This window comes from Bradyrhizobium sp. Leo78 (assembly GCF_059512425.1).
Genome location: NZ_JCAMOT010000006.1, coordinates 40147 through 64604, shown reverse-complemented (window position 1 = coordinate 64604; position 24458 = coordinate 40147). Strand labels below are relative to the sequence as shown.

At 64.9% G+C, this 24458-nt stretch carries 19 protein-coding genes and 1 other RNA gene; 15 read left to right on the top strand and 5 right to left on the bottom strand.

Going from position 1 to position 24458, the window contains the following annotated elements:
* Nucleotides 1-247: 247 nt before the first annotated feature.
* Nucleotides 248-889, bottom strand: a complete 642-nt coding sequence (locus AC5ZG1_RS09810) for a TetR/AcrR family transcriptional regulator (RefSeq protein ID WP_456642434.1) — start codon at nucleotides 887-889, stop codon at nucleotides 248-250.
* Nucleotides 890-1074: 185 nt separating this feature from the next.
* Between AC5ZG1_RS09810 and AC5ZG1_RS09805 the strand changes: the two genes are divergently transcribed.
* The 3 genes from AC5ZG1_RS09805 (at nucleotide 1075) to AC5ZG1_RS09795 (ending at nucleotide 6108) form a co-directional block, all read left to right on the top strand.
* Nucleotides 1075-2361 (top strand): HlyD family secretion protein, encoded by a 1287-nt coding sequence (locus tag AC5ZG1_RS09805; protein ID WP_456642435.1) that lies wholly within the window; start codon nucleotides 1075-1077, stop codon nucleotides 2359-2361.
* A 42-nt stretch (nucleotides 2362-2403) separates the two neighbouring features.
* On the top strand, nucleotides 2404-3990 hold the full coding sequence (locus AC5ZG1_RS09800; RefSeq protein WP_130227678.1) for a DHA2 family efflux MFS transporter permease subunit: 1587 nt from the start codon (nucleotides 2404-2406) through the stop codon (nucleotides 3988-3990).
* A gap of 276 nt (nucleotides 3991-4266) precedes the next feature.
* Nucleotides 4267-6108 (top strand): ABC transporter ATP-binding protein, encoded by a 1842-nt coding sequence (locus AC5ZG1_RS09795; protein ID WP_496132720.1) that lies wholly within the window; start codon nucleotides 4267-4269, stop codon nucleotides 6106-6108.
* A gap of 6 nt (nucleotides 6109-6114) precedes the next feature.
* On the opposite strand, the gene AC5ZG1_RS09790 is transcribed toward AC5ZG1_RS09795, so the two are convergent.
* From AC5ZG1_RS09790 to rnpB, 3 genes are all read right to left on the bottom strand, one after another.
* A complete protein-coding gene (locus AC5ZG1_RS09790; protein WP_496132719.1) occupies nucleotides 6115-7047 on the bottom strand; it encodes a DMT family transporter in 933 nt (310 codons plus the stop codon).
* A gap of 73 nt (nucleotides 7048-7120) precedes the next feature.
* Entirely contained in the window at nucleotides 7121-7864 is a 744-nt protein-coding gene (locus tag AC5ZG1_RS09785) for a sulfite exporter TauE/SafE family protein (RefSeq protein ID WP_496132843.1), read from the bottom strand.
* Between the two features lie 202 nt (nucleotides 7865-8066).
* An RNA gene (gene rnpB / locus AC5ZG1_RS09780) (RNase P RNA component class A) lies at nucleotides 8067-8492 on the bottom strand.
* A gap of 151 nt (nucleotides 8493-8643) precedes the next feature.
* Between rnpB and AC5ZG1_RS09775 the strand changes: the two genes are divergently transcribed.
* Entirely contained in the window at nucleotides 8644-8997 is a 354-nt protein-coding gene (locus AC5ZG1_RS09775; protein ID WP_456642438.1) for a YciI family protein, read from the top strand.
* 39 nt (nucleotides 8998-9036) lie between these two features.
* Nucleotides 9037-10272: an RNA polymerase sigma factor gene (locus tag AC5ZG1_RS09770; RefSeq protein ID WP_496132718.1), complete on the top strand. Its 1236-nt coding sequence runs from the start codon at nucleotides 9037-9039 to the stop codon at nucleotides 10270-10272.
* Between the two features lie 101 nt (nucleotides 10273-10373).
* Here the strand turns inward: AC5ZG1_RS09770 and AC5ZG1_RS09765 are convergent, their stop codons facing one another.
* The gene (locus tag AC5ZG1_RS09765; protein WP_496132717.1) at nucleotides 10374-11231 is read right to left on the bottom strand and encodes an N-acetylmuramoyl-L-alanine amidase; all 858 of its coding nucleotides are present in this window, start codon (nucleotides 11229-11231) and stop codon (nucleotides 10374-10376) included.
* 281 nt (nucleotides 11232-11512) lie between these two features.
* On the opposite strand from AC5ZG1_RS09765, the gene rsmH reads away from it, so the two are divergent.
* The 10 genes from rsmH (at nucleotide 11513) to murC (ending at nucleotide 24451) form a co-directional block, all read left to right on the top strand.
* Nucleotides 11513-12688: a 16S rRNA (cytosine(1402)-N(4))-methyltransferase RsmH gene (gene rsmH, locus AC5ZG1_RS09760; protein WP_496132716.1), complete on the top strand. Its 1176-nt coding sequence runs from the start codon at nucleotides 11513-11515 to the stop codon at nucleotides 12686-12688.
* A gap of 3 nt (nucleotides 12689-12691) precedes the next feature.
* Nucleotides 12692-13093 (top strand): cell division protein FtsL, encoded by a 402-nt coding sequence (ftsL, locus tag AC5ZG1_RS09755; RefSeq protein ID WP_496132715.1) that lies wholly within the window; start codon nucleotides 12692-12694, stop codon nucleotides 13091-13093.
* The gene (locus AC5ZG1_RS09750; protein WP_130227673.1) at nucleotides 13090-14835 is read left to right on the top strand and encodes a peptidoglycan D,D-transpeptidase FtsI family protein; all 1746 of its coding nucleotides are present in this window, start codon (nucleotides 13090-13092) and stop codon (nucleotides 14833-14835) included. The genes ftsL and AC5ZG1_RS09750 overlap by 4 nt, the downstream gene beginning before the upstream one ends.
* A 94-nt stretch (nucleotides 14836-14929) precedes the next feature.
* Nucleotides 14930-16387 (top strand): UDP-N-acetylmuramoyl-L-alanyl-D-glutamate--2,6-diaminopimelate ligase, encoded by a 1458-nt coding sequence (locus AC5ZG1_RS09745; protein ID WP_496132714.1) that lies wholly within the window; start codon nucleotides 14930-14932, stop codon nucleotides 16385-16387.
* Entirely contained in the window at nucleotides 16384-17817 is a 1434-nt protein-coding gene (locus AC5ZG1_RS09740) for a UDP-N-acetylmuramoylalanyl-D-glutamyl-2,6-diaminopimelate--D-alanyl-D-alanine ligase (RefSeq protein ID WP_496132713.1), read from the top strand. The genes AC5ZG1_RS09745 and AC5ZG1_RS09740 overlap by 4 nt, the downstream gene beginning before the upstream one ends.
* Nucleotides 17818-17826: 9 nt before the next feature.
* Nucleotides 17827-18933 carry a phospho-N-acetylmuramoyl-pentapeptide-transferase gene (gene mraY, locus AC5ZG1_RS09735; protein ID WP_028167502.1) on the top strand — a complete coding sequence of 369 codons (1107 nt, stop codon included), beginning with the start codon at nucleotides 17827-17829 and terminating at the stop codon, nucleotides 18931-18933.
* Nucleotides 18930-20333 (top strand): UDP-N-acetylmuramoyl-L-alanine--D-glutamate ligase, encoded by a 1404-nt coding sequence (gene murD, locus AC5ZG1_RS09730; protein WP_496132712.1) that lies wholly within the window; start codon nucleotides 18930-18932, stop codon nucleotides 20331-20333. Before mraY ends, murD begins: the two co-directional genes overlap by 4 nt.
* Nucleotides 20334-20530: 197 nt before the next feature.
* Entirely contained in the window at nucleotides 20531-21682 is a 1152-nt protein-coding gene (gene ftsW / locus AC5ZG1_RS09725; protein WP_028167500.1) for a putative lipid II flippase FtsW, read from the top strand.
* A 155-nt stretch (nucleotides 21683-21837) separates the two neighbouring features.
* Nucleotides 21838-22938: an undecaprenyldiphospho-muramoylpentapeptide beta-N-acetylglucosaminyltransferase gene (murG, locus tag AC5ZG1_RS09720; RefSeq protein ID WP_496132711.1), complete on the top strand. Its 1101-nt coding sequence runs from the start codon at nucleotides 21838-21840 to the stop codon at nucleotides 22936-22938.
* Nucleotides 22939-23047: 109 nt separating this feature from the next.
* Nucleotides 23048-24451 carry a UDP-N-acetylmuramate--L-alanine ligase gene (gene murC, locus AC5ZG1_RS09715; protein WP_496132710.1) on the top strand — a complete coding sequence of 468 codons (1404 nt, stop codon included), beginning with the start codon at nucleotides 23048-23050 and terminating at the stop codon, nucleotides 24449-24451.
* The last annotated feature ends 7 nt before the right edge of the window (nucleotides 24452-24458 follow it).

The following is a 24458-nucleotide window of genomic DNA, read 5'->3' as shown; positions in this document are numbered from 1 at the left end:
GCGACGAAATGGATTCCGGGCTCGATGCTTTGCATCGCCCCGGAACGACGGCTCTCGGTGATTGCGAACAGGGACGATGGAGAGGGTTGTGATCCCAGTCTATCTCCTCACCCTGAGGAGGCCGCGCAGCGGCCGTCTCAAAGGGCGAGGCCACTAGCGGGGCCTCATGGTTCTCCGAGCGATGCGAAGCATCGTCTCGAGACGCGCTACGCGCTCCTCACCATGAGGGGCAAAACCGGCGTCGCCGCTACGCCGGCTTCGGCCGATACGCCGCCAGGAACACGCGCGTTGCGCTGTCGACGACGGTGGCGATCTGCTCGGGCGATGGCGAGGGCTTGGCCTGGAAGATGAAAGCCTGGAACAGCGTCGCCTGGCACATCTGCATGAATTGCCAGGCAGCGAGCTCGAAATTGTCGATCGCAAGCTCGCCGTGCCCGGCGCGAGCTTCGAGATAGGTCGCAAAGCGTTTGACGTTGCTCGCGATCACCTGTTCGTAAAATCGGCTGCCGACCTCCGGCATCCGCTCGGCGATCGCCATCACCGTGCGGATCGCCGAGCCGCCGCCCGGCCGGCACAGCAGGGCGATGTAGGCCCGCCCGAATTCGGGCAGGGTGGTATCGACGTCGCGCTGCGGATCGAAATTGAAAGCCGCCTTGCTCTGCTCGATCTTCTCTTCCTCGACGATCGCCTCGAACAGCCGGCACTTGTCGTCGAAGTAGACATAAAGCGTGCCCTTGGAGACCCCGGCGGCGCGGGCGATCTCGCCCATACTGGCGCCGTCGAAACCCAATTCCAGGAACACCTTGCGGGCACCGTCGAGAATCTGTCGCCGCTTGGAGGAGTCCTCCTCGGCAACGATCTGAAGCGGGGATGTCCGGCCTGCAACCATTGGTTTAGTCTCTCGGAGAACATTTCCGTCCGGGCTACTGTCCGGAAGCGATTTTCTCCTTAGGATTCCTCCAAAGTAATGTAACTTGACCGAACCGTTCGGTCAATGATAGATGTTAAGACACGATGCCGCAGCGGCCGCCGGGCCTCGCTTGCGTCGTGACGGGGTAAATGAGGAGTCCGGCTATGGCCGCGGCGAGAGATCAGGCTGCACGCGTCGTTCGCTCCGAGCCGGAGGTCGAGGGCGAGTCCGTGCGCAACACATCAGCTCAGCCGGCAGAGCAGCTTCGTGGCCCCGCTCCCGAAGAAGCCAAGCGCCGGCCTGCCGAAACGCCGGTCGCGCCAGCACCGGAGCAGCCGGCAGCGCCAGCCGCCGCGCCAAAACCCGCCAAGCGCAGATTCGTCATGATGGGTGTGCTCGGCCTGCTCGCACTCGCCGCCGTCGGCTACGGCGTCTACTGGTTCGTTGCGGGACGCTTCTACATCTCGACCGACGACGCCTATGTGCGCGCCAACAACTCCATGCTCGGCGCGCGTGTCTCCGGTCATCTGGCGGCGATCCTGCCTGCCGACAACGCGATCGTTCGCGCCGGCGAAGTGATCTTCCGGATCGACGACGGCGACTACCGGATCGCGGTCGACGCGGCGCGCAGCAGGATCGCCACCCAGCAGGCGACCATCGAGCGCATCGGCCGCCAGGTCACCGCGTTGGAAAGCGCAGTCGAGCAGGCGCAGGCACAACTCGCCTCCGCCGAAGCGAACCTGAAGCGCTTCGGCCTCGATTTCGACCGCCAGCAGGCGCTGAGCACCAAGGGCTTTGCCTCGCGCGCCACCTTCGAAGTCTCGGAGGCAAACCGTGACCAGGGCGTTGCCGCGGTGAAGTCGGCGCAGGCCGCCTATGACGCTGCGCGCGACAATGTCGAGGTGACCAAGGCGCAGCAGAACGAGGCCCGCGCCACGCTCGCCGAACTGCAGACCCAGCTCGCCAAGGCCGAGCGCGATCTCGATTTCGCCACGGTGCGCGCGCCGGTCGACGGCACCTTCTCCAACCGTCTCGTCAATGTCGGCGACTTCATCCAGGTCGGCCAGCGGCTCGGCAATGTGGTGCCGCTCGACGATGTCTTCATCGACGCCAATTATAAAGAGACGCAGCTCAAGCGTGTCCGCCCGGGCCAGCCGGTGACGATCTCGGTCGACGCCTACGGCCACCGCAAGTTCAAGGGCGTGGTCGACAGCATTTCACCGGCCGCAGGTTCGGTGTTCACGCTGCTGCCGCCGGACAACGCCACCGGCAATTTCACCAAGATCGTGCAGCGATTGCCGGTCCGCATCCGCGTGCCGAAGAGTGTCGCGCGACAGAACCTGCTGCGCGCAGGCATGTCGGTCTACACCACCGTGGATACAAGCGAGGGCGCACACGACGCCGACAATGATGCCGATCTCGATGCACCGATGATGATTCATCCGCAGTGATAGTTTGAGCCCGGAGAACGCTCCGGGCGCAGGTGAGCAGATATGGCCGACGCCACCACCGCTTCGCCGAACATGATGAATGCCGCGGCCGCCAGCGAGCGCATCGAGCCGAAGCGGGTGGTCGCCTTCGTCATCATGGTGTTCGGGATGTTCATGTCGATCCTGGACATCCAGATCGTCTCCGCATCGCTCTCGGACATCCAAGCCGGCCTCTCGGCGAGCTCGACCGAAGTCTCCTGGGTGCAGACTGCCTATCTGATCGCCGAGGTCATCGCCATTCCGTTGTCCGGCTTCCTGTCGCGCGCGCTCGGCACGCGGCTGCTGTTCGCGATCTCCGCCTTCGGCTTCACCGTCTCGAGCTTCCTGTGCGGTTTTGCCACCTCGATCGAGCAAATGATCCTCTGGCGCGCCCTGCAGGGATTTCTCGGCGCCGGCATGATCCCGACGGTGTTCGCTTCGGCCTACACGATCTTTCCGCGCTCGAAGTTCCACATCGTCGCGCCGATCATCGGGCTGGTGGCGACGCTGGCGCCGACCGTGGGACCCACGGTGGGCGGCTACATCACGGACCTGATGTCGTGGCACTGGCTGTTCTTCATCAACATCGTGCCCGGCATCGGCATCACGCTTGGCGTGCTCGCGCTGATCGACTTCGACCAGCCGAATTTCGCATTGCTCGAGCGCTTCGACTGGTGGGGCCTCTTGTTCATGGCGGGCTTCCTCGGCTCGCTCGAATATGTGCTGGAGGAAGGACCGCAATATGAGTGGCTGCAGGACACGTCGGTCGCGATCTTCGCCGCGGTCTGCTTCGTCTCAGCGATTGCTTTCTTCTGGCGGGTATTCAGCGTCGATGAGCCGATCGTCGATCTCAGGACGTTTGGCAACCGCAATTTCGCGATCGGCTGCGTGCTGCAGTTCTGCATCGGCATCGGCCTCTACGGCCTGACCTACATCTATCCGCGCTATCTCGCGGAGGTTCGCGGCTACAGCGCGCTGATGATCGGCGAGACCATGTTCGTCTCCGGCATCACGATGTTCCTGATGGCGCCGGTCGTCGGGAAGCTGATGCAGAAGGTCGATCTGCGCTACATCATCGCCTTCGGCCTCGTCACCTTCGCGCTTGGCTCCTGGCAGATGACCTGGATCACGCGCGACTATGACTTCTACGAACTCTTGGTGCCGCAGATCCTGCGCGGCATCGGCATGATGTGCGCGATGGTGCCGACCAACAACATTGCGCTGGGCACGCTGGCGCCGCATCTGGTCAAGAATGCCTCCGGCCTGTTCAACCTGATGCGCAATCTCGGCGGCGCGGTGGGACTGGCCATCATCAACCAGGTGCTGAACGAGCGCACCGACCTGCACATTTCGCGTCTGCACGATCGGGTGCATTGGGGCAATGCGACGGCGGTCGAGACGCTCAACATGTTCACCCAGCGCATGCAGGGCATGGGCGATTCCGCGATGATGGCGCTGAAGCAATTGTCGCAGATCGTACACCGCCAGGCCGCGGTCATGGGTTATGGCGACGCCTTCTTCATGCTGACGGTGTTCTATGTCGGCCTCAGTCTTCTCGTGCTGCTCCTGAACAAGCCGTCGGCGGCGGCACCTGGCGGCGGCGGGCATTAGCGCGAAGGCGCAGCTCACGGCTTTGTCATCTTGCAAATCAGGCGTGACGCATTTATAAGCAACGCGTCGTCGCTCGAACCGGGGAGATTTGCATGATTTTGGCTTATTCGCAGATCGCGCGCCCCCGTTCGATGCTTGTGCTGGGTATTCGGTCGCACCACTGACCGCCGGTTCTGATCGGGGCTGACGTCCCGGTCCTCCAAGCCTTCCAACAACTTACCGATCATTCAAAGACGTCCGTCTCGCGCGCTTTTGCGCCGTCGCGCGTCAATTCAGATGGAGCCGCCTGCGCGACGAGCGCGGCCGGATTGCGCCATGACTCTTTCGACTAGCAAACGTCCCGCCGCGATCCGCGTCGTGATCCCGTTTGTATTCCGCCACTGGCTGAGGCAGCCCTATCGCGCCACGACCGTCTTGGTCGGCTTTCTCGGCGCCACTGTCGCCGACCTTTTCATGCCGGTCTATTCCGGCCATCTGGTCGACGCGCTTACGCTCGGCACCGCGGACCAGGCGGCGCGGCATGCGGCGATGGTTGCATTCGGCGGCATCGTCGCGCTCGGCCTGTTGTCGATCATCCTGCGGTTTATGGGGTTGCAGGCGATCGTGCCGTTCACGCTGACGACGATGTCGGATGTGGCGCGCGAGGCATTCGCGCGGGTGCAGCGGTTCTCGACCGACTGGCACGCCAATTCGTTCGCCGGCTCGACCGTGCGCAAGATCACCCGCGGCATGTGGGCGATCGACCTGCTCAACGATACCGTCCTGATGGCGCTGTTGCCGTCGCTGATGGTGCTGGTCGGCTCGATGATCCTGCTCGGATTGCACTGGCCCGTGCTCGGCGCCGTGATCGGTGTCGGCGCAGTGGTCTATGTCGCGATGACCATCGTGCTCTCGGTGAACTATATTGCACCGGCTGCGCGCGTCTCCAACGCCTGGGACACCAAGGTCGGCGGCACGCTGGCGGACGCGCTCACCTGCAACGCGGTGGTGAAATCGTTCGGGGCCGAGGCGCGCGAAGATACGCGGCTCGCCGGCGTCATCGCCCGCTGGCGCAGGCGGGTGCTGCGCACCTGGCTGCGCTACAACGCAACCAATATGGCGCAGCTCGCGGTGCTCCTGTGCTTTCGCGCATCGGTGATCGGCGGCGCCATCCTGCTGTGGCTTGCCGGGCGCGCCTCGCCGGGCGACGTCACCTATGTGCTGACGAGCTACTACGTCATCCACGCTTACTTGCGCGACGTCGGCATGCACATCAACAACCTGCAGCGTTCGGTCAACGACATGGAGGAGCTCGTCACCATCCATGGCGAGCCGCTCGGCATCGTCGATGCGCCTGACGCAAAGACGATCGACGTCCAGGGCGGAAGGATCACCTTCGACAACGTCACCTTCCTCTACGGCGGCCATCGCACGCCGCTCTATGACGCGCTGTCGATCGATATCCGCGCCGGCGAGCGTGTCGGCCTGGTCGGCAGGTCCGGCTCGGGCAAGACCACGTTCGTGAAATTGGTGCAGCGGCTCTATGACGTCTCGGGCGGACGGATTCTGATCGACGGCCAGGATATCGCTCACGCGACGCAGCAATCGCTGCGCAGCCAGATCGCGATCGTGCAGCAGGAGCCGATTCTGTTCCACCGTTCGCTGGCGGAGAACATCGCCTATGGCCGGCCGGGCGCCAGCATGGCGGCGATCGAGCACGCGGCGCGGCTTGCCAATGCGCACGATTTCATCATGCGATTGCCGAAGGGCTACGGCACGCTGGTCGGTGAGCGCGGCGTCAAACTGTCCGGTGGCGAGCGGCAGCGCGTCGCGCTGGCGCGTGCGTTCCTCGCCGATGCGCCGATCCTGATCCTGGACGAGGCGACCTCGAGCCTGGATTCGGAATCGGAGTCGCTGATCCAGGAGGCGATGGAGCGGCTGATGAAGGGCCGCACCTCGATCGTGATCGCGCACCGGCTGTCGACGGTGCGCGGCCTCGACCGCATCCTGGTGTTCGATCGCGGCGAGATCGTCGAGCAGGGCACCCATGCCGCGCTGACCGCGCGGCCGGGCGGCATCTATCGCAGCCTGTTCGAGCGGCAGGCGATGGAGTTCGACGAGGTCTCCGCGGCGGAGTAGTCGCCGTCATTCCGGGGCGCGCGTCAGGGCGAACGCTGCGCGTTGCTTCGGAACGACAACCTTTCGGCCCCGCGTGCGCGCGCTGATCGCGACCGTCGCCACCACGGCGGCGGCGAACAGCACGACCTGCGGGGTGATCGTCTCGCCGTTGAACAGCGAGGCGAGCACGAAGGTGACGAAGGGCTGCAACAATTGCACCTGCGACACCCGCGCGATCCCGCCCATCGCCATGCCGGCATTCCAGGCGAAGAAGCCGATCCATTGCGAGAACAGCGCGACGTAGAGCAGACCAAGCCAGGGTTTAAGCGAGATGTGCATCGGATCGGCCGGCATCGTCAGCGCCGCCGCCGGCAGCGCGAACGGCAACGCAATCACCAGCACCCAACTGATGACTTCCCAGCCCGGCATCTCCGCGGTGAGCCGTCCGGAGAAGGCATAGCCAACGGCGGAAACCGCAACGGAGGCGAACAGGAAGAGGTCGCCCGTCGACAGCGTGCCGCCGCCGTCACGCAGCGCAAAGGCGATCACGAGCGCGGCGCCGACGACAGCGGCGACCCAGAACAAGGGCCGCGGCCGCTCGTGGGTGATGGCGACCGCCACCAGCGCGGTCGCGATCGGCAGCACGCCGAGCACGACGCCGCCATGGGAGGCGTCAACCCGCTGCATGCCCTCGGCCATCAGCAGTGGAAACAGGATGGCGACGCACAGCATCACCAGCGCAAGCTGCGGCCATAGCGCCCGCCGCGGCAGCGGCCGCCGCAACACGAGCAGGAGCGCGAGCGAGCATAGACCGGCGACTGCGGTGCGGATCGCGGTCAGGGCAATCGGATCAATTTCCGCGACGGCAAGCCGCGTCGCCGGCAGCGTGCCGCCGAAGATCGCCATGCCGATGAAGCCCAGCAACAGGCCGAAACGTTCGCGCGGGGAGGACGAGGACATGATAGGCGTGGATAGCGGGTTCACTGCCCCGCGTACAGCAATCTACTCGGTGCATATGGCAGCCATGCGCGCGCTACCTCGGAGCAATTCCGCTCCACACCAGCCCGATGCCGGAGAGAAACAAAAGCCCGAGCACGATGTTTGTGAAATTCCGGTCGCTCAGCGCATGATAGATTCGCGCGCCGAGCCAGGCGCCGGCCACCGTCGCCGGAAAGGTCACGACAGCCAGCGTGAGAACTTGCTTTGTGACGAAGCCGGCGAATGCCTGAAGCACCAGCGCCGTCGCCAGCACCGTGAAGTTGAAGGTCTGGAAAATCCCGCGCCGCTGCTCCTTGGTCCAGCCGCGCACGCTGGCCCAAAGAATCGGAAGTGGGCCGGACAGGCCGGCGAGGCCGCCAAGGATGCCGCCGGCAAATCCGATGGCGCCGTCGAACGGCTTGCTGCCAAACTTGATCGCCATTGGCCTGCGCTGAAAAGAGAGCGCGATGGGAAAGACCAGCAGAAACACGCCGATGGTCAGCTTGAAGGTGTTGGGATCGGCATGGGCAATCAGCAGCGTGCCGAGCGGCACGCCGGCGAGCCCGCCGACCACAAATGGCCAGACCAGCCTGAAATCGATCGAGCGCCAGATCGAGGGCAGGGTCGTGAGCTGGCCGACGACCGAGCAGATCAGGACCAAAGGCACGGCAACCGCAGGCGGCGCAACGTAGAGCCAGATCCCCAGCGCCATCAGCGCGGTGCCGAAGCCGGCAAGGCCGGATACGAAGCCCCCGGCCAACGCGCCGACAAACAGCACCGCCAGCGCGAATCCGCCCATCATCGTCTTGTTCTCATTGTCATTGGCCCGACGTTTACACGACGTGCCCGGTAGGTACCATGGCCGTGACTCGCGACGTCATTTCACGGCGCCCCAAAAATGGCGAGGGGTCCGGCGTGTTGCGCCGAACCCCTCATTTGGTCCACCAAGAGGCGTTTTCTTCACGCGAACCGGAAACCCACTTCGCTTGAAAACGCTTTAGAACATCAGCCGGCCTGTAAGCCGGGTTCTGTAGGGCACCATTCTCGCGAATGGTACGTGACGGCCATTCCTCTGGGACCGCCTTTGCAGACGGCCTCGAGCAACCTACCCGGACGGCGGGCCTGACATCGCCCTGCAGCGTTATCGCTTGCGCGAACAGCCTGCGGTGCCGTCCCTATTCGGTTTTGCTCCCGGTGGGGTTTGCCATGCCGTCTCCGTTGCCGGAAACGCGGTGCGCTCTTACCGCACCTTTTCACCCTTGCCGCGCCGGAGCCCCGAAGGGCGGAGGCGGGCGGTTCGTTCTCTGTGGCACTTTCCCTGGGGTTGCCCCCGCCGGACGTTATCCGGCACCGTATGTCGATGGAGCCCGGACTTTCCTCCCCCGCGGCCTTTCGGCGCTTGCGGGAGCGGCCGTCCGGCCGACTGACGCCAGTAGGCATGGGGGTTTGTGGCCGCAAGGTCAAGGCGAAAGCGGCCTGCGGAACCTCACTAAAATAAACTATCCTGAAGATGTCGTTTTGCGTCGGCCCCGCTCGACTGGATGTCGGCGATCCAGCCGATGAAAAGGAGACTTCGCGATGCAGTATCTGTTGATGATCTACCAGAATGAGGTCGAGTACGCGAAACTCGACGCGGCAACGAGTCAGAAGATGATGGAGGAATACGGCAAGTTCACCCAGTCCATCATCCAGAGCGGCAATTTCAAGGCCGGCGACCGGCTGCGGCCGACGACGACTGCGACCACGGTGCGCGTGCGCGACGGCAAGACGCTGACGACGGATGGCCCGTTCGCGGAGACGCGCGAGCAACTCGGCGGCTACTATCTGATCGAAGCCAAGGACCTCGACACGGCGCTCGCGATCGCCGCGCGCATCCCGAGTGCGAGGCTCGGCGCGATCGAGGTGAGGCCGATCTGGGTGTATGATAAGTGATGGCCTAGCGCCGCCACTCCGGGGTAATGGCGTCACCGTATGACTCCGACCCAGATCGAAAAGATCTTCCGCGACGAGGCGAGCCGGGCGCTGGCGACGCTGATCCGCCTCGTCGGCGATTTCGATCTTGCGGAAGACGCGCTGCAGGAGGCGTTCGCGGTGGCGCTGGAGCGTTGGTATGCGGGCGAGCTGCCGGAGAATCCACGTGCGTGGCTGGTCAATGTCGGCCGCAACAAGGCGATCGATCGCATCCGCCGCAACGCCGTCTTCCGCGGCAAGCAGCAGGAGCTGACGCACGAACTTCTGCTCAATGCGTCCGCGCCTTCCGAGCTTGCCGATGCCACGCTCGACGACGACATGCTGCGGTTGATCTTCACCTGCTGTCATCCGTCATTTGCCGACGAGGTGCAGGTCGCGCTGACGCTGCGCACGGTTTGCGGCCTCTCGACGGCCCAGGTCGCGCGCGCCTTCCTCGTCAGCGAGGACGCAATGGCGCAGCGGCTCTTGCGCGCGAAGCAGAAGATTCGCCTCGCCGGCATTCCCTATGAGGTGCCGGAGCGGGAGGCGCTGGAGCCGAGGCTGCGCGGCGTGTTGGCGGTGATCTATCTCGTCTTCACCGAAGGCTATGTGGCGACCTCCGGCGAGGACCTGATGCGCCCGGATCTGGCGCGCGAGGCGATCCGGCTAGCGCGGCTGATCGATGCGCTGATGCCTGCCCGCGGCGAGATCAAGGGACTGCTAGCATTGATGCTGCTGCACGACGCGCGCCGCGCCGGCCGCGAAACCGCAGGCGGCGACATCGTGCTGTTGGAGGAGCAGGATCGCTCGCTGTGGGACATCAGCCAGATCGCCGAAGGTTTGCGATTGGTGGAGGAAGCGCTGCGCATGCCCGGCCGGCCGCAATCCTACACGGTGCAGGCCTCAATCGCGGCGCTGCATGCCCGCGCGCCAAGTTATAAAGACACCGACTGGCCGCAGATCGCCGGCCTTTATGAAGTGCTGCTGCGCATCAGCCCCTCACCGGTGATCGAGCTGAATCATGCCGCGGCGGTGTCGATGGTCGACGGCCCAGCGCGCGCACTCGATTTGATCGACGCGCTGGAAGCGCGCGGCAGCCTCAAGGGTTACGAATTGCTGCCGGCTGTCCGCGCCGATCTGCTGCGCCGCCTCGGCCGCACCGACGCCGCGCGCCAAGCGTATCGGGCGGCAACCGCCGCGACGCAACTGGAGCCGCTGCGCCGGCTCTATGCGCGGCGCATCGCGGAGATGGGGTGATGGCCTCCGTCATTGCGAGGAGCGTAGCGACGAAGCAATCCATGCTTCAACAAGTGGCGAGATGGATTGCTTCGCTTCGCTCGCAATGACGAGAGACTTGCCTATTTGGCCGCAACCATCGTCGCTTCCGGCGGCAGGCTCTCCAGCAGCGCATGCAACGTGGTCATGGTCGAGCGATCTACGATGCCGTCGACGCGCTCCTGGCGGAAATGGCGCTGGAAGGCGGTGACGACTTCCATGGTGGGGCCGTCGAACTTGCCGTTGGTCGGGATGTTGTAGCCGTAGCGGGCGAATGCCTGCTGCATGTTGGTGACGTTATCGTTGATCGCGCCGAGCTGGAGCGTCTCCCCGCGTACGATCGGCGCCGGCTGAACCCAATGCCCGACGCCGGAATTGGCCAGCGAATGCCACGGGAACTTTTCGCCGGGGTCCTTCTTGCGCGCCGGCGCCACGTCGGAATGAGCGAGCACGCGATACGACGGCACGTTGCGGCGGAGCATGATGCCGCGGCACAGCGCGATCACCGCTGCGATCTGGCGCAGCGGATAATCCGGATAGCCCCAGTCATGGCCGCGGTTGATGATCTCGATGCCGATCGAGCAGGAATTGATGTCCTCTTCGCCGGCCCAGCAGGAGACGCCGGCATGCCAGGCGCGCTTGCTCTCCGGCACGCATTGCACGATGCGGCCATCCTCCAGCACGATGTAATGTGCGGAGACCTCGGTGCCGGCGGTGCAGAGCTGGGCGATGGCGCCCTCGACGTCGGGCATGCCGGTGTAATGCAGCACGATCATGTCGGGCTGCCGGTCGTTGGCGCGTTCGCCGAAATTCACCGAAGGGATGACGTCGGAGACGATCGAGGAGTCCGGAGTAAAAATCTTCATGTCGGCGATGGCCCTCGGAACGGGAAGGGCGCGTTGACGCTTCGAATCAGCAGACGCGAACGAACCGGACGACATCCCAAATCTCAAATTCAAAACGGCAGTCCTGCAATTTCCGGACAGCCTTCAATTTACTATTCCTTTACCCTGTCGCGGGTGCAATCACATCGGCGCCATCCCGCGAATTTTAGGTCCGCCTGTGGACGGTGCGCATCAGCGAGTTCCACATGTGACTAAAAAGCAAAATAAACCGTGAAGGATTCGGCAACGCTTTCTTAACGCTAAGTGCCGTTACTAAGTGGTGAATAGCCGAACCGGTTTTTGAGGGGCGGCCGAGGCCCGCTTGCGCGCGAAATCCCATGGCAGCCCAGCAAACTCCGGTCGGGAATCAGGATTTGCGACCTGATATGGGAACCGGCGCGTGCTCCGTGCCGCGGCTGCTCGGACGGAACCGCGGCGTGACGCGTAACTATTCGAGGCGCCATGGGCTGGTCCGTGTCCAGTTTCGATCCCCTACGCCGGACAACATTCGGAGCCGGCGCATGACGCCTGCTGCGCCGCACATTTCCGTGCTCGGCCGCGAGGCGGTCGACATGCTGAATCCGCGCACCGGCGGCATCTATATCGATGCCACCTTCGGTGCCGGTGGCTACAGCCGCCTGATTCTCGACGTGGCTGGAACCCGCGTCATCGGACTCGATCGCGACCGGTCGGCGATCGCGGGCGGCTTCGATCTGGTTGATCGCTCCGAAGGCCGGCTGACGCTGGTCGAGGACCGCTTCTCCAATCTCGCCGACATCTGTGCCGCTCAAGGTGTGAAGGCCGTCGACGGCGTGGTGATGGACATCGGCGTCTCCTCGATGCAGCTCGACCAGGCTGCGCGCGGCTTCTCGTTCCGTCTGGCGGGCCCGCTCGACATGCGGATGGGGCGTGCGGGGCCGACCGCGGCGGATGTGATCGCAGCCGCGTCCGAGCGCGATCTTGCCGACATCATCTATCTCTTCGGCGAGGAGCGGCACTCGCGCGGCGTGGCGCGCGCCATCGTGGCCGCGCGCAAGGAAGCGCCGATCGAGACGACGCAAGCGCTGGCCGACATCGTCGCCAGGGTCGTCCGCTCCAAGCCGAACGAGATCCATCCGGCGACGCGGACGTTCCAGGCGCTGCGCATCTTCGTCAACGAAGAGCTCGATGAGTTGCTGCGTGCGCTCACCGCCGCCGAGCGTGTGCTGAAGCCGGGCGGACGGCTCGTGGTTGTTTCGTTCCATTCGCTGGAAGACCGCATCGTCAAGAATTTCTTCGGCGAGCGTGGCAAGGTTTCCAGCGGTTCGCGGCATCTGCCCGAAGTGGCGCAGATGGCGCCGAGCTTGAAGATTTTGACCAAGCGCCCGCTGACGCCGTCCGAGGACGAGATCGCGGCCAATCCTCGCGCGCGGTCGGCCAAACTGCGCGCCGCCGAGCGCACGGAAGCACCGCCGCACGCCGAGGGTGCGCCGCCGTCATGGCCGACGCTCGAGCGTGTGATAAGGGGAGGCTAGCGCATGCGCATCCTCCATTTCCTCGTAATCGGCTTTCTCGTGGTGTGTGCAGCTTATGTCTATCGCATCAAGATGGAATCGACATCCCGGACCGAGCGCGTGCTGCGGCTGAACGCGGAAATCCGCGAGCAGCGCGACGCGATCGCGGGCCTTCGCGCCGAATGGGCCAAGCTCGACTCGCCGATGAGGCTGCAGGGATTGGCCGAGCGTCATCTCGCGTTGAAGCCGCTTGTCGCCAGTCAATATGACTCGTTGAAGAACTTGCCCGAACGTCCGCCGAACTTCGCGCGGCCGGGCGCGCCTGACCCGATCGGCGCGATGATCAACACCATCGAGGCCGCCGCCGACCAGGAGAGCGTGACCGGGTCGGTACCAGACCCCGCGCAGCAGGGAGATCAGCAATGACCGACCGCGCGCCAAGCACAAAGCCGGCCGAGCCGTGGCGGCAGCGGCTGATCCGCGGCCTGCTCTACGGGCGGAATGTCGACCGCAGCGCGAAGGCGCGCGCCCGGGTCGGTCTCGCGATCATCGCGTTTGCCGCCGTCTACGCCATCATTGCCGGGCGGCTCGTGATGTTCGCGATGGGCGCCGACAGCCACGGCGCGCGCCGCACCGCCTCGCAGGATGCGATCGCCACCGCGCGCCCTGATATCATCGACCGCAATGGCGCAATCCTCGCGACCGACGTCAAAGCGCCGAGCCTGTTTGGCGAGCCGCGCCGCATCATCGACAAGGACGAGGCGATTGAGCTTCTGACCGCGACGCTGCCTGATCTCGACACCGCCGAAGTGCGCGACCGTCTGTCGTCGCGAAAAGGTTTCGTCTGGCTGAAGCGGGAGATCACGCCGCAACAGCAGCAGGATATCCATCGCCTCGGCGTTCCCGGCATCGGCTTCCTGCGCGAGAACAGGCGCATCTATCCGACCGGCCCCACCGTTGCCCATTTGATCGGCCTCGTGAACATCGACAACCAGGGCATCGCCGGCATGGAGAAGTGGCTGGACAATAACGGTCTGGCCGATCTGCATCGCGCGGGCTTTGCCACCGACCGCTTGCAGAAGCCGGTGGAACTGTCGATCGATCTGCGCGTCGAGCATGCGCTGCGCGACGAGCTCCTGAAGGCCAAGGAGAAGTACAAGGCCAAGGCGGCATCGGGCCTCGTCTCCAATGTTCGGACCGGCGAGATCGTCGCGCTGGTCTCACTGCCCGATTTCGATCCCAACAATCCGAAGGAAGCGCACGATCCCGATCGCATCAACCGCCTGACCACGGGCGTGTTCGAGATGGGCTCGACCTTCAAGACGCTGACGCTGGCGATGGCGCTGGATTCCGGCAAGGCCACGCTCCACACCATGTATGACGCGCGCGGCGCGCTGCACTATGGCAAGTTCGCGATCCACGACACCCATCCGCTCGGCCGGGCGATCTCGCTGTCGGAAGTATTCACCTTCTCCTCCAATGTCGGCGCGGCGCGCATCGCGCTTGCGCAAGGAGTCGAGGCGCACAAGGCGTTCCTGAAGAAGGTCGGCCAGCTCGACCGTCTCCGCACCGAATTGCCGGAGAGCGCATCGCCGATCGTGCCGAAGCGCTGGGGCGAATTGAACACGATCACCATCTCCTTCGGCCATGGCATCGCGGTTGCGCCGCTGCAGGCGGTGATGGGCATCAATGCGATGGTCAATGGCGGCAATCTGATCCCGCCGACCTTCCTCAAGCGCTCGGAGGAAGACGCCAAGGCGATCGCCAAGCGGGTGGTGAAGCCTGAGACGTCGGACAAGATCCGGTATCTGATGCGGCTCAATGCCGAGATCGGAACCGCCAAGTCGGCCGACGTGAAGGGTTATTATATCGGCGGCAAGACCGGCACTGCGGAAAAGGTGGTCAATGGCCGCTACTCCAAGAAACAGGTGCTGAACTCCTTCACCGCCATCCTCCCGGCCGATAATCCGAAGTACCAGCTTCTGGTGATGCTGGATGAGCCGAAGGCGCTGCCGGAGACCCATGGTTTCATCACCTCGGGCTGGAACGCGGTGCCGACCGGCGGCAAGGTGATCGCCCGTATTGCGCCGCTTTTGGGGCTCGAGCCGCGGTTCGATCTGCCGCCGTCCGACCGCCTTATTCTTGCGGCATCGAGGACAACCCAGTAAGGCGTGGGGCAGGGCATGATCCGGAAGCGCGGATACGGGGTTTCCGCGAGGATCATGATCTGAGCGTGTGAGCAGCCGGCCGGACTGGAAGATCATGAGACTTCGCGACCTTTTCAGCGCTGATGCCACGATCGATCCGCAGGCGGAAGCCATCGAGATCGGAGGGGTGACGGCTGATAGCCGCGCGGTGAAGCCGGGCGATCTGTTCTTCGCGCTCGCGGGTTACAAGACCGACGGGGCGCGCTTCATCGATGCCGCGATTGCCGCAGGCGCGGCCGCGGTCGCCGTCGATCATCGGCCGCAAGGCGCTCCGCGCGTGCCTTTTGTCGTGACGGCAAATCCGCGCCGCGCATTGGCACTGGCCGCGGCGAAGTTCTTCCCGCGCCAGCCCGAGACGATCGCGGCTGTGACCGGCACCAGCGGCAAGACATCGGTGGCGGCTTTCACGCGGCAGATCTGGCAGCGACTGGGGCACGATGCCGCGAGCATCGGCACCATCGGCCTGGTGTCGCCGAAACGCACGGTCTACGGCTCGCTGACCACGCCTGATCCGATCGCGCTGCATCGCCAGCTCGACGAGATCACCCGCGATGGCGTCACGCATCTGGCATTCGAAGCGTCCTCGCACGGGCTCGACCAATATCGGCTTGACGGCGTGCGCATTGCCGCCGGCGGCTTCACCAATCTGTCGCGCGACCACATGGATTATCACCCCGACGTGGCGCACTATCTCAACGCGAAACTGCGGCTGTTCCGTGATCTGGTGATGCCCGACGGGGCAGCCGTGATTTCGGCTGATCATGATTGCTCGCCTGAGGTGATCGATGCGGCGCGCACGCGCAAGCTCAGGACCATCACGGTTGGCCGCAACGCCGACGGCGGAGATGGCATTCGCCAGCTCGACGCTTCGATCGAACGTTTTGCACAAAAGCTTACGATCGAACACCGTGGTCGGAAGCGCGCTATCCATTTGCCGCTGGTCGGCGAGTTCCAGATCGAGAATGCGCTGGTGGCGGCCGGCCTTGCGATCGGCACCGGCAGCGACGCCGATGCCGTCTTTGCAAACCTCGAACATCTCGAGGGCGCCAAGGGACGGCTCGAACGTGTCGGTGAGCGCAACGGTGCGCCGATTTTCGTCGACTATGCGCACAAGCCGGACGCGCTCGCCAAGGCGCTGCAGGCGCTGCGGCCCTATGCGAAGCGCAAGCTGATCGTCGTCTTTGGCGCCGGCGGCGACCGCGACGCGGGCAAGCGTCCACTGATGGGCGCGATTGCCGCTGACAATGCCGACAGCGTCATCGTCACCGACGACAACCCGCGCAGCGAGAATCCGGCGGCGATCCGTGCGGCCATCCTCGGCGCCGCGAAGGGCGCGAGCGAAATCGGCGATCGCGCGGAAGCGATCAAGGCGACCATCGCGGCATTGCAGCCGGGCGATGTGCTCTTGATCGCCGGCAAGGGGCATGAGATCGGACAGATTATCGGCGACAAGACATTGCCGTTCAGCGATCATGAAGCCGTGGCCGCGGCGCTTGAAGCGAGGGGCGCATGAGCACAGCACTATGGACATCGGCTGCGATGGCGGAGGCGATGCACGCCGCGACACAGGGGCGCTTGCCGTCCGGCGTCACCGGCCTTTCCATCGACAGCCGCACCCTGCGGCCAAGCGAGGCCTATTTCGCCATCAAGGGCGACGTGCATGACGGCCACGATTTTGTCGAGGCCGCATTGAAGGCGGGCGCCGCGCTCGCGGTGGTCGAAAGCGCACAACGCGACAAGTTCCCCGCCGATGCACCGCTCTTGATCGTCGACGACGTGCTCGCCGGTCTCGTCGATCTTGCCCATGCCTCTCGCGCGCGGCTCAACGCGAGGATCATCGCGGTCACCGGCTCGGTCGGCAAGACCTCGACCAAGGAAGCGCTGCGGCACGTGCTCTCGGCGCAAGGCGAGACCCATGCCTCCGTTGCTTCCTTCAACAATCACTGGGGCGTGCCGCTGTCGCTGGCGCGCTGTCCGGCGTCGGCGCGGTTTGCGGTGTTCGAGATCGGCATGAACCATGTCGGGGAGATCACGCCGCTGGTGAGGCTGGTGCGGCCGCATGTTGCCGTCGTCACCACCGTGGAGCCGGTGCATCTGGAGTTCTTCTCCGGCATCGAAGAGATCGCGGACGCCAAGGCGGAGATTTTCCTGGGTCTCGAGCGCGATGGCGCCGTCGTGCTCAACCGCGACAATGCGCAATTCGCGAGGCTGCAAGCGCGGGCGAAGGAACTCGGCATTTCGCGCATCGTCGCCTTCGGCACGGACACGCAATCCGACGCGCAGCTCCTCGACGTCTCGCTGCACGCGACCTGTTCCGTCGTACATGCCAACATCCTCGGCCACGACGTCACCTACAAGATCAGCATGCCCGGCCGCCATATGGCGATGAACTCGCTCGCCGTACTCGCCGGCGCATCGCTGATCGGGGCGGATCTTGCGCGTGCGGCCTTGTCGCTGTCGCAGCTCGAGGCTCCGGCGGGTCGTGGTGCGCGGCGCACCCTCGAGGTCGGCGCTGGCGAGGCGACGCTGATCGACGAGAGCTATAATGCCAATCCGGCGTCGATGGCGGCTGCGCTGAACGTGCTCGGGCAGGCGCAGCTGGGTGCGCAGGGCCGCCGCATCGCGGTGCTCGGCGACATGCTCGAGCTCGGGCCGACCGGGCCTGCGCTGCATCGCGGCCTGGCCGAGGCTGTCAACGCCAACAATATTGATCTCGTCTATTGTTGTGGTCCGCTGATGCGCAACCTCTGGGACGCTCTTTCCACGGGAAGGCGGGGAGGCTATGCCGATAGCTCGGCGAGTCTGGAGACCCAGGCGGTCGCGGCCATCCGCCCCGGCGACGCCATCATGGTCAAGGGATCGCTGGGTTCGAAGATGAAGCGGATCGTCAACGCGCTGGAAAAGCGCTTTCCCGGCAAAGCCGCGCGCGAAGAAGCGGTATAGGCATATTGAATGTTTTATTGGCTGATCGACCTTTCCAACACGGTCCCCGGCTTCGGGGTGTTTCGGGGGGCGCTCAACGTGTTCCGCTACATCACGTTCCGCACCGGCGGGGCGATGGTGACGGGCGCGCTGTTCGTGTTCCTGTTCGGGCCCTGGATCATCGATCATCTGCGGTTGCGCCAGGGCAAGGGTCAGCCGATCCGCACCGACGGCCCGCAATCGCACCTGATTACGAAGAAGGGCACGCCGACCATGGGCGGGCTGATGATCCTGTCCGGCGTGGTGGTGGCGACGCTGCTCTGGGCCAACCCGATCAATCCCTATGTCTGGATCGTGCTGGCGGTGACGCTGGGTTTCGGCTTCGTCGGCTTCTATGACGATTATCTGAAAGTCACCAAGCAGAGCCACAGTGGCTTTGCCGGCAAGCTGCGTCTTGCGATCGAGGCGATCATCGCGCTCGCCGCCTGTTACGCGCTGGTGCGGCTCGGGCGCGACGTGTCCTCGACCTCGCTCGCGATTCCCTTCTTCAAGGATGTGGTGTTCAATTTCGGCTGGTTCTTCGTGATCTTCGGCGCCTTCGTCATGGTCGGCGCGGGCAACGCGGTGAACCTGACCGACGGCCTCGACGGTCTCGCCATCGTTCCGGTGATGATCGCGGCCGCCAGCTTCGGCATGATTTCCTATCTCACCGGCAATGCGGTGTTCTCCGATTACCTGCAGATCAACTACGTCGCCGGCACCGGCGAGCTCGCAGTGCTCTGCGGCGCCGTGCTGGGCGCTGGTCTCGGGTTCTTGTGGTTCAACGCGCCGCCGGCCTCGATCTTCATGGGTGACACCGGCTCGCTTGCGCTCGGCGGCATGCTCGGGGCAACGGCGGTCGCGGTGAAGCACGAGATCGTGCTGGCGGTGATCGGCGGCCTGTTCGTGCTGGAGGCGGTTTCGGTGATCGTGCAGGTGGCCTCCTTCAAGCTCACTGGCAAGCGCGTGTTCCGGATGGCGCCGCTGCACCATCATTTCGAGCAGAAGGGCTGGACCGAGCCGCAGATCGTGATCCGCTTCTGGATCATCGCCGTGATGCTGGCGCTCGCCGGCCTTTCGACGCTGAAGCTGCGATGATCCCAGTCACTTCTTTCGCGGGCAAGACGGTCGCCGTGTTCGGCCTCGGCGGTTCGGGGCTTGCGAGCTGCCATGCGCTGAAGGCGGGTGGGGCGGAGGTGATTGCCGGCGACGACAACTCCGACAACGTCGCCAAAGCCGCGCAGGCCGGCTTCGTCACCGCGGACCTGCGCTCGGTCTCCTGGGAGAATTTCGCCGCGGTGATCCTGACCCCCGGCGCGCCGCTGACCCATCCCGCGCCGCATTGGAGCGTGCTGCTGGCGCGCCAGGCCGGCGTCGAGGTGATCGGCGATGTCGAACTGTTCTGCCGCGAGCGACGCCGCCATGCGCCAGAGGCGCCGTTCGTCGCCATCACCGGCACCAACGGCAAGTCGACCACGACAGCGCTGATCGCGCATCTGACGAAGGTCGCCGGGTACGATACTCAGATGGGCGGCAATATCGGCACCGCGATCCTGTCGCTGGAACCGCCGCGGATGGGGCGCGTCCATGTGATCGAAATGTCGTCCTATCAGATCGACCTCACGCCCTCGCTCGATCCGTCCGTCGGTATCCTGCTCAATGTCAGCGAGGACCACATCGATCGCCACGGCACGCTGGAGAATTACGCCGCGGTCAAGGAGCGGCTGGTCGCGGGCGTGCAGCCGGGTGGCACCTCGATCGTCGGCGTCGACGACATCTTCTGCCGCAACATCGCCGATCGCCTGGATCGGGCGGGCAAGCGTGTGGTGCGGGTGTCCGTGAAGAACCCGCTGCCGGACGGCATCTATGTCGAACACGAGACCATCGTGCTCGCCTCCGGCGCCGCGCGCAGCGAGGTCGCGCGGCTGGGCGGCATCGGTTCGCTGCGCGGCCTGCACAACGCGCAAAACGCGGCCTGCGCCGCGGCCTGCACGCTGGCGATGGGTATCTCGACGGATGTGCTGCAGAACGGCTTGCGCAGCTTTCCCGGCCTCGCCCACCGCATGGAGCAGGTCGGCCGCCGCGGCAATGTGCTGTTCGTCAACGACTCCAAGGGCACCAATGCGGATGCGGCGGCGCATGCGCTGTCGTCTTTCACTGACATTTTCTGGATCGCCGGCGGCAAGCCGAAGGCCGGCGGCATCACCAGCCTGACCGGTTATTTCCCGCGCATCCGCAAAGCCTATCTGATCGGCGAGGCGGCGCAGGAATTTGCCGGCACGCTCGGCGAGGCCGTGCCGCACGAGATTTCGCAGACGCTCGATGTCGCAGTCGCCAACGCCGCGCGCGATGCGGAAGCCTCCGGCCTCACTGACGCGGTCGTCCTGCTGTCGCCGGCCTGCGCCTCCTTCGACCAGTACCGCAATTTCGAAATCCGCGGCGCCGCCTTCCGCGACCTCGTCACGGCACTGCCCGGCGTCAAGCCGGTGGTGATGTAGCCCGTCATGGCCGGGCTTGTCCCGGCCATCCACGTCTTCCCTTCGTTGCGGCGGCAAAGACGTGGATGCCCGGCACAAGGCCGGGCATGACGACGGGAGAGAGGTTCGCTCTATCTCCAAAGTTGCTCAATCCATTAACCCTTCGGAAACCATCCTCGTCCACCAATGACCGTTACCTCGGCATTCTGGGGACGCCCATGCTCGCCCGTGATCAACGCACCCCGTTCTCCGACTGGTGGTGGACCATCGACAAGCCGCTGCTGGCGGCGGTCATCGCGCTGATGTTCGGCGGTGTCATCCTGTCGCTGGCGGCGAGCCCGCCGGTCGCGACCCGGATCGGGCTCGACCCGTTCCATTTCTTCAGCCGGCACGTGATGTTCCTGCTGCCGTCCTTCATCGTGCTGATCACGGTCTCTTTCCTGTCGCCGCGCCAGATCCGGCGCGCCGCGATGGTGGTGTTCTTTGTCAGCATCGCGCTGATCGTGATGACCCTCCTGATCGGCCCGGAAGTGAAGGGCTCGCGGCGCTGGATCACGCTGGTCGGCGTCAATATCCAGGCTTCCGAATCGGCAAAGCCGGCCTTCGTCATCCTCGCGGCCTGGCTGTTTGCGGAATCGACCAGGCGTCCGGAAATGCCGGCGACCTCGATGGCGCTGGTGTTGCTGTTGATGCTGGTCTCGCTTTTGGTGATGGAGCCCGATTTCGGCCAGACCATGCTGATCCTGATGGTGTGGGGCGCGCTGTTCTTCATCGCAGGCATGCGGATGATCTGGGTCGCCGGGCTTGCGGGCGCGGCGGGCCTCGGCCTGTTCAGCGCCTATCTGTTCGTCCCGCACGTTGCCGGCCGCATCAAGCGCTTCATGAATCCGGCCTCCGGCGACACCTTCCAGGTCGATATGGCGATGGAGGCGTTCTGGAATGGCGGCTGGTTCGGGCTCGGGCCGGGCGAGGGCATTGCAAAGCGCAGCCTGCCGGACAGCCACACTGACTTCGTCTTTGCGGTCGCCGCGGAAGAGTTCGGCATCATCCTTTGCCTTGCGCTGCTGGCGCTGTTCGCCTTCGTCGTGATCCGCACGCTCTCGCGCGCCTACACGACCGAGGACATGTTCGCTCGCTTTGCGGCGTCGGGGCTCGCAATTCTGTTCGGCGTGCAGGCTGCGATCAACATGGCGGTCAACCTGCAATTGATCCCGGCCAAGGGCATGACGCTGCCGTTCATCTCCTATGGCGGCTCGTCGATCGTCTCGCTCGCCTACGGGGTCGGCATGATGCTGGCCTTGACCCGGCAGCGCCCACGCACCGAGATCGAATCGACCAACGCGGCCAGCGCAGCGCCGGGCTACGCGTAGCTCATTCCGCCGTCATTGCGAGGAGCGAAGCGACGAAGCAATCCATAGTGTCGCAAGTGACGAAATGGATTGCTTCGCGGAGCCTGTCATCCGGCGGCGCTCCGCGCCGACCGGGTGGCTCGCAATGACGGCTAAATGCCAGTAGAAGCTCCGATATGGACAACGCGCCCCTCATCCTGCTCGCGGCCGGTGGCACCGGCGGCCATTTGTTCCCCGCCGAAGCGCTCGGCGTGGAACTGAACAGACGTGGCCTGCGCGTGCGGCTCGCGACCGACGCCCGCGCGCTGCGCTACAGCGGACTGTTCTCCAAGGACAATATCGATGTGGTGCCGAGCGAGACGGTGCGCGGACGCAATCCGATCTCGCTCGCCCGCACCGCGTTCACGCTGGGCTATGGCATCGTGGTTGCCGCCAATCTGGTGCGCCGATTGAAGCCGGCCGCGGTGGTCGGCTTCGGCGGCTATCCCACGGTGCCGCCGCTGCTCGCCGCGCGCCTGCTCGGCGTGCCCGGCATTATCCATGACGCCAATGCGGTGCTCGGCCGCGCCAATCGCTTCCTCTCCAGCCGCGTCAATGCGATCGCGACATCGCTGCCCGGCGTGCTCGACCGCGATCCGGCACTGGCCGCTAAGACCACCACCGTCGGCACGCCGATGCGGCCCGCGGTCCTCGCGGCTGCCGCAGTGCCGTTCGCCTCGCCGGAACCGAACGGGCCGCTGCGCCTGCTCGTGGTCGGCGGCAGCCAGGGCGCGCGGGTGATGAGCGACATCGTGCCGGGCGCGATCGAAAAGCTGGAGCCTGCGCTCTGGAGCCGGCTGATCCTCACGCAGCAGGTGCGGGAGGAGGACATGGCGCGGGTGCGCGCGGTCTATGACCGGCTCAAGATCAATGTCGAACTCGCGCCGTTCTTCACCGACCTGCCGGCAAGGTTAGCCGCCAGCCATCTCGTGATCTCGCGCTCCGGTGCCGGCACCGTCGCCGAACTCGCCGCGATCGGCCGGCCCTCGATCCTGGTGCCGCTGCCCGGCGCGATCGACCAGGACCAGTTCGCCAATGCCGGCGTGCTGTCGCAGGCCGGCGGCGCATTGCGGATTCCACAGGCCGAATTTACCCAGGACAGGTTGGCTGCTGAAATCTCTGCTTTGGCGGCCGAACCGGCGAAATTGACGGCAATGGCGTCCGCCGCGCGCGGCGCCGGTCGGCTCGACGCGGCGGAGCGACTGGCCGATCTGGTGGTGAAAGTGGCTGGAATTTAGGCGATTCTGCAGAAATTGCCCTTGTCATGCCCCGCGAAAGCGGGGCATCCAGTAATTTGCAGAGCCGATTGAATCTCTCGGGCTGCGCAGAATATCGAAGGATTGTCTCATGAGACTGCCGCGCGAGATCGGACCTATCCACTTCATCGGGATCGGCGGCATCGGCATGAGCGGCATTGCCGAGGTGCTCTGCAATCTCGGCTACACCGTGCAGGGCTCTGATGCTTCCGAGAGCGGCAATGTCGCGCGGTTGCGCGAGAAGGGCGTCAAGGTTTCGGTTGGGCACAAGGCCGAGAACGTCAACGGCGCCGACGTCGTTGTGGTCTCGACCGCGATCAAGCGCGATAATCCGGAATTGATGGCCGCCCGGGCGCAGCGCATTCCGGTGGTGCGCCGTGCCGAGATGCTCGCGGAATTGATGCGGCTGAAGAGCTGCGTTGCGATCGCCGGCACCCATGGCAAGACCACGACCACCTCGATGGTTGCAGCCCTGCTCGATGCCGGCGATTTCGATGCGACCGTGATCAATGGCGGCATCATCAATGCCTACGGCACCAATGCGCGGCTCGGCGCCGGCGACTGGATGGTGGTGGAAGCCGACGAAAGCGACGGCACGTTCCTGAAGCTGCCGACGGACGTCGCCATCGTCACCAATGTCGACCCCGAGCATCTCGATCACTTCGGGACCTTCGAGGCGGTGCAGGACGCATTCCGCGCCTTCGTCGAGAACGTGCCGTTCTATGGCTTCGCGGTGATGTGCATCGACCATCCCGTGGTGCAGACGATCGTCGGCCGCATCGAGGATCGCCGCATCATCACCTATGGTGAGAATCCGCAGGCCGATGCGCGACTGGTCGACCTGCAGCCGATACCCGGCGGCTCCAAGTTCAAGGTCGCCTTCCGCAACCGCAAGACCGACGTGACGCACGAGATATCGGACATCGTGCTGCCGATGCCGGGTCGCCACAATGCGTCGAACGTCACCGCGGCGATCGCGGTCGCGCATGAGCTCGGCATTTCCGACGAAGCGATCCGCAAGGCCATCGCAGGCTTCGGCGGCGTGAAGCGGCGCTTCACCCGGACCGGCGAGTGGAACGGCGTCATCGTGATCGACGATTACGGTCACCATCCCGTTGAGATCGCCGCGGTGCTGAAAGCTGCGCGCGAGTCCTACAGCGGCAGGATCATCGCCGTGGTGCAGCCGCATCGTTTCACCCGCCTGCAGTCGCTGTTCGAGGAATTCTGCACCTGCTTCAACGATGCCGACGCGGTTGTCGTCGCCGAGGTCTATCCGGCCGGCGAGGCGCCGATCCCGGGCATCGACCGCGATCATTTCGTGCTCGGCCTGCGCGCGCACGGCCATCGCGATGTGATCCCGCTGCCGAATGCCGCCGAGCTTGCGAAGATCGTTCGCGGCCTTGCCAAGCCCGGCGATCTCGTCGTGTGCCTCGGCGCCGGCAACATCACGCAATGGGCTTACGCATTGCCCGGCGAATTGAAGGCGCTGGGCTAGCGTGGCC

What these genes read in the sequence shown, in the direction of transcription:
- AC5ZG1_RS09810 (WP_456642434.1), bottom strand. Translation starts at nt 889, where the DNA reads ATGGTTGCAGGCCGGACATCCCCGCTTCAGATCGTTGCCGAGGAGGAC.
- AC5ZG1_RS09805 (WP_456642435.1), top strand. Translation starts at nt 1,075, where the DNA reads ATGGCCGCGGCGAGAGATCAGGCTGCACGCGTCGTTCGCTCCGAGCCG.
- AC5ZG1_RS09800 (WP_130227678.1), top strand. Translation starts at nt 2,404, where the DNA reads ATGGCCGACGCCACCACCGCTTCGCCGAACATGATGAATGCCGCGGCC.
- AC5ZG1_RS09795 (WP_496132720.1), top strand. Translation starts at nt 4,267, where the DNA reads ATGGAGCCGCCTGCGCGACGAGCGCGGCCGGATTGCGCCATGACTCTT.
- AC5ZG1_RS09790 (WP_496132719.1), bottom strand. Translation starts at nt 7,047, where the DNA reads ATGTCCTCGTCCTCCCCGCGCGAACGTTTCGGCCTGTTGCTGGGCTTC.
- AC5ZG1_RS09785 (WP_496132843.1), bottom strand. Translation starts at nt 7,864, where the DNA reads ATGGGCGGATTCGCGCTGGCGGTGCTGTTTGTCGGCGCGTTGGCCGGG.
- AC5ZG1_RS09775 (WP_456642438.1), top strand. Translation starts at nt 8,644, where the DNA reads ATGCAGTATCTGTTGATGATCTACCAGAATGAGGTCGAGTACGCGAAA.
- AC5ZG1_RS09770 (WP_496132718.1), top strand. Translation starts at nt 9,037, where the DNA reads ATGACTCCGACCCAGATCGAAAAGATCTTCCGCGACGAGGCGAGCCGG.
- AC5ZG1_RS09765 (WP_496132717.1), bottom strand. Translation starts at nt 11,231, where the DNA reads ATGTCGTCCGGTTCGTTCGCGTCTGCTGATTCGAAGCGTCAACGCGCC.
- rsmH (WP_496132716.1), top strand. Translation starts at nt 11,513, where the DNA reads ATGGCAGCCCAGCAAACTCCGGTCGGGAATCAGGATTTGCGACCTGAT.
- ftsL (WP_496132715.1), top strand. Translation starts at nt 12,692, where the DNA reads ATGCGCATCCTCCATTTCCTCGTAATCGGCTTTCTCGTGGTGTGTGCA.
- AC5ZG1_RS09750 (WP_130227673.1), top strand. Translation starts at nt 13,090, where the DNA reads ATGACCGACCGCGCGCCAAGCACAAAGCCGGCCGAGCCGTGGCGGCAG.
- AC5ZG1_RS09745 (WP_496132714.1), top strand. Translation starts at nt 14,930, where the DNA reads ATGAGACTTCGCGACCTTTTCAGCGCTGATGCCACGATCGATCCGCAG.
- AC5ZG1_RS09740 (WP_496132713.1), top strand. Translation starts at nt 16,384, where the DNA reads ATGAGCACAGCACTATGGACATCGGCTGCGATGGCGGAGGCGATGCAC.
- mraY (WP_028167502.1), top strand. Translation starts at nt 17,827, where the DNA reads ATGTTTTATTGGCTGATCGACCTTTCCAACACGGTCCCCGGCTTCGGG.
- murD (WP_496132712.1), top strand. Translation starts at nt 18,930, where the DNA reads ATGATCCCAGTCACTTCTTTCGCGGGCAAGACGGTCGCCGTGTTCGGC.
- ftsW (WP_028167500.1), top strand. Translation starts at nt 20,531, where the DNA reads ATGCTCGCCCGTGATCAACGCACCCCGTTCTCCGACTGGTGGTGGACC.
- murG (WP_496132711.1), top strand. Translation starts at nt 21,838, where the DNA reads ATGGACAACGCGCCCCTCATCCTGCTCGCGGCCGGTGGCACCGGCGGC.
- murC (WP_496132710.1), top strand. Translation starts at nt 23,048, where the DNA reads ATGAGACTGCCGCGCGAGATCGGACCTATCCACTTCATCGGGATCGGC.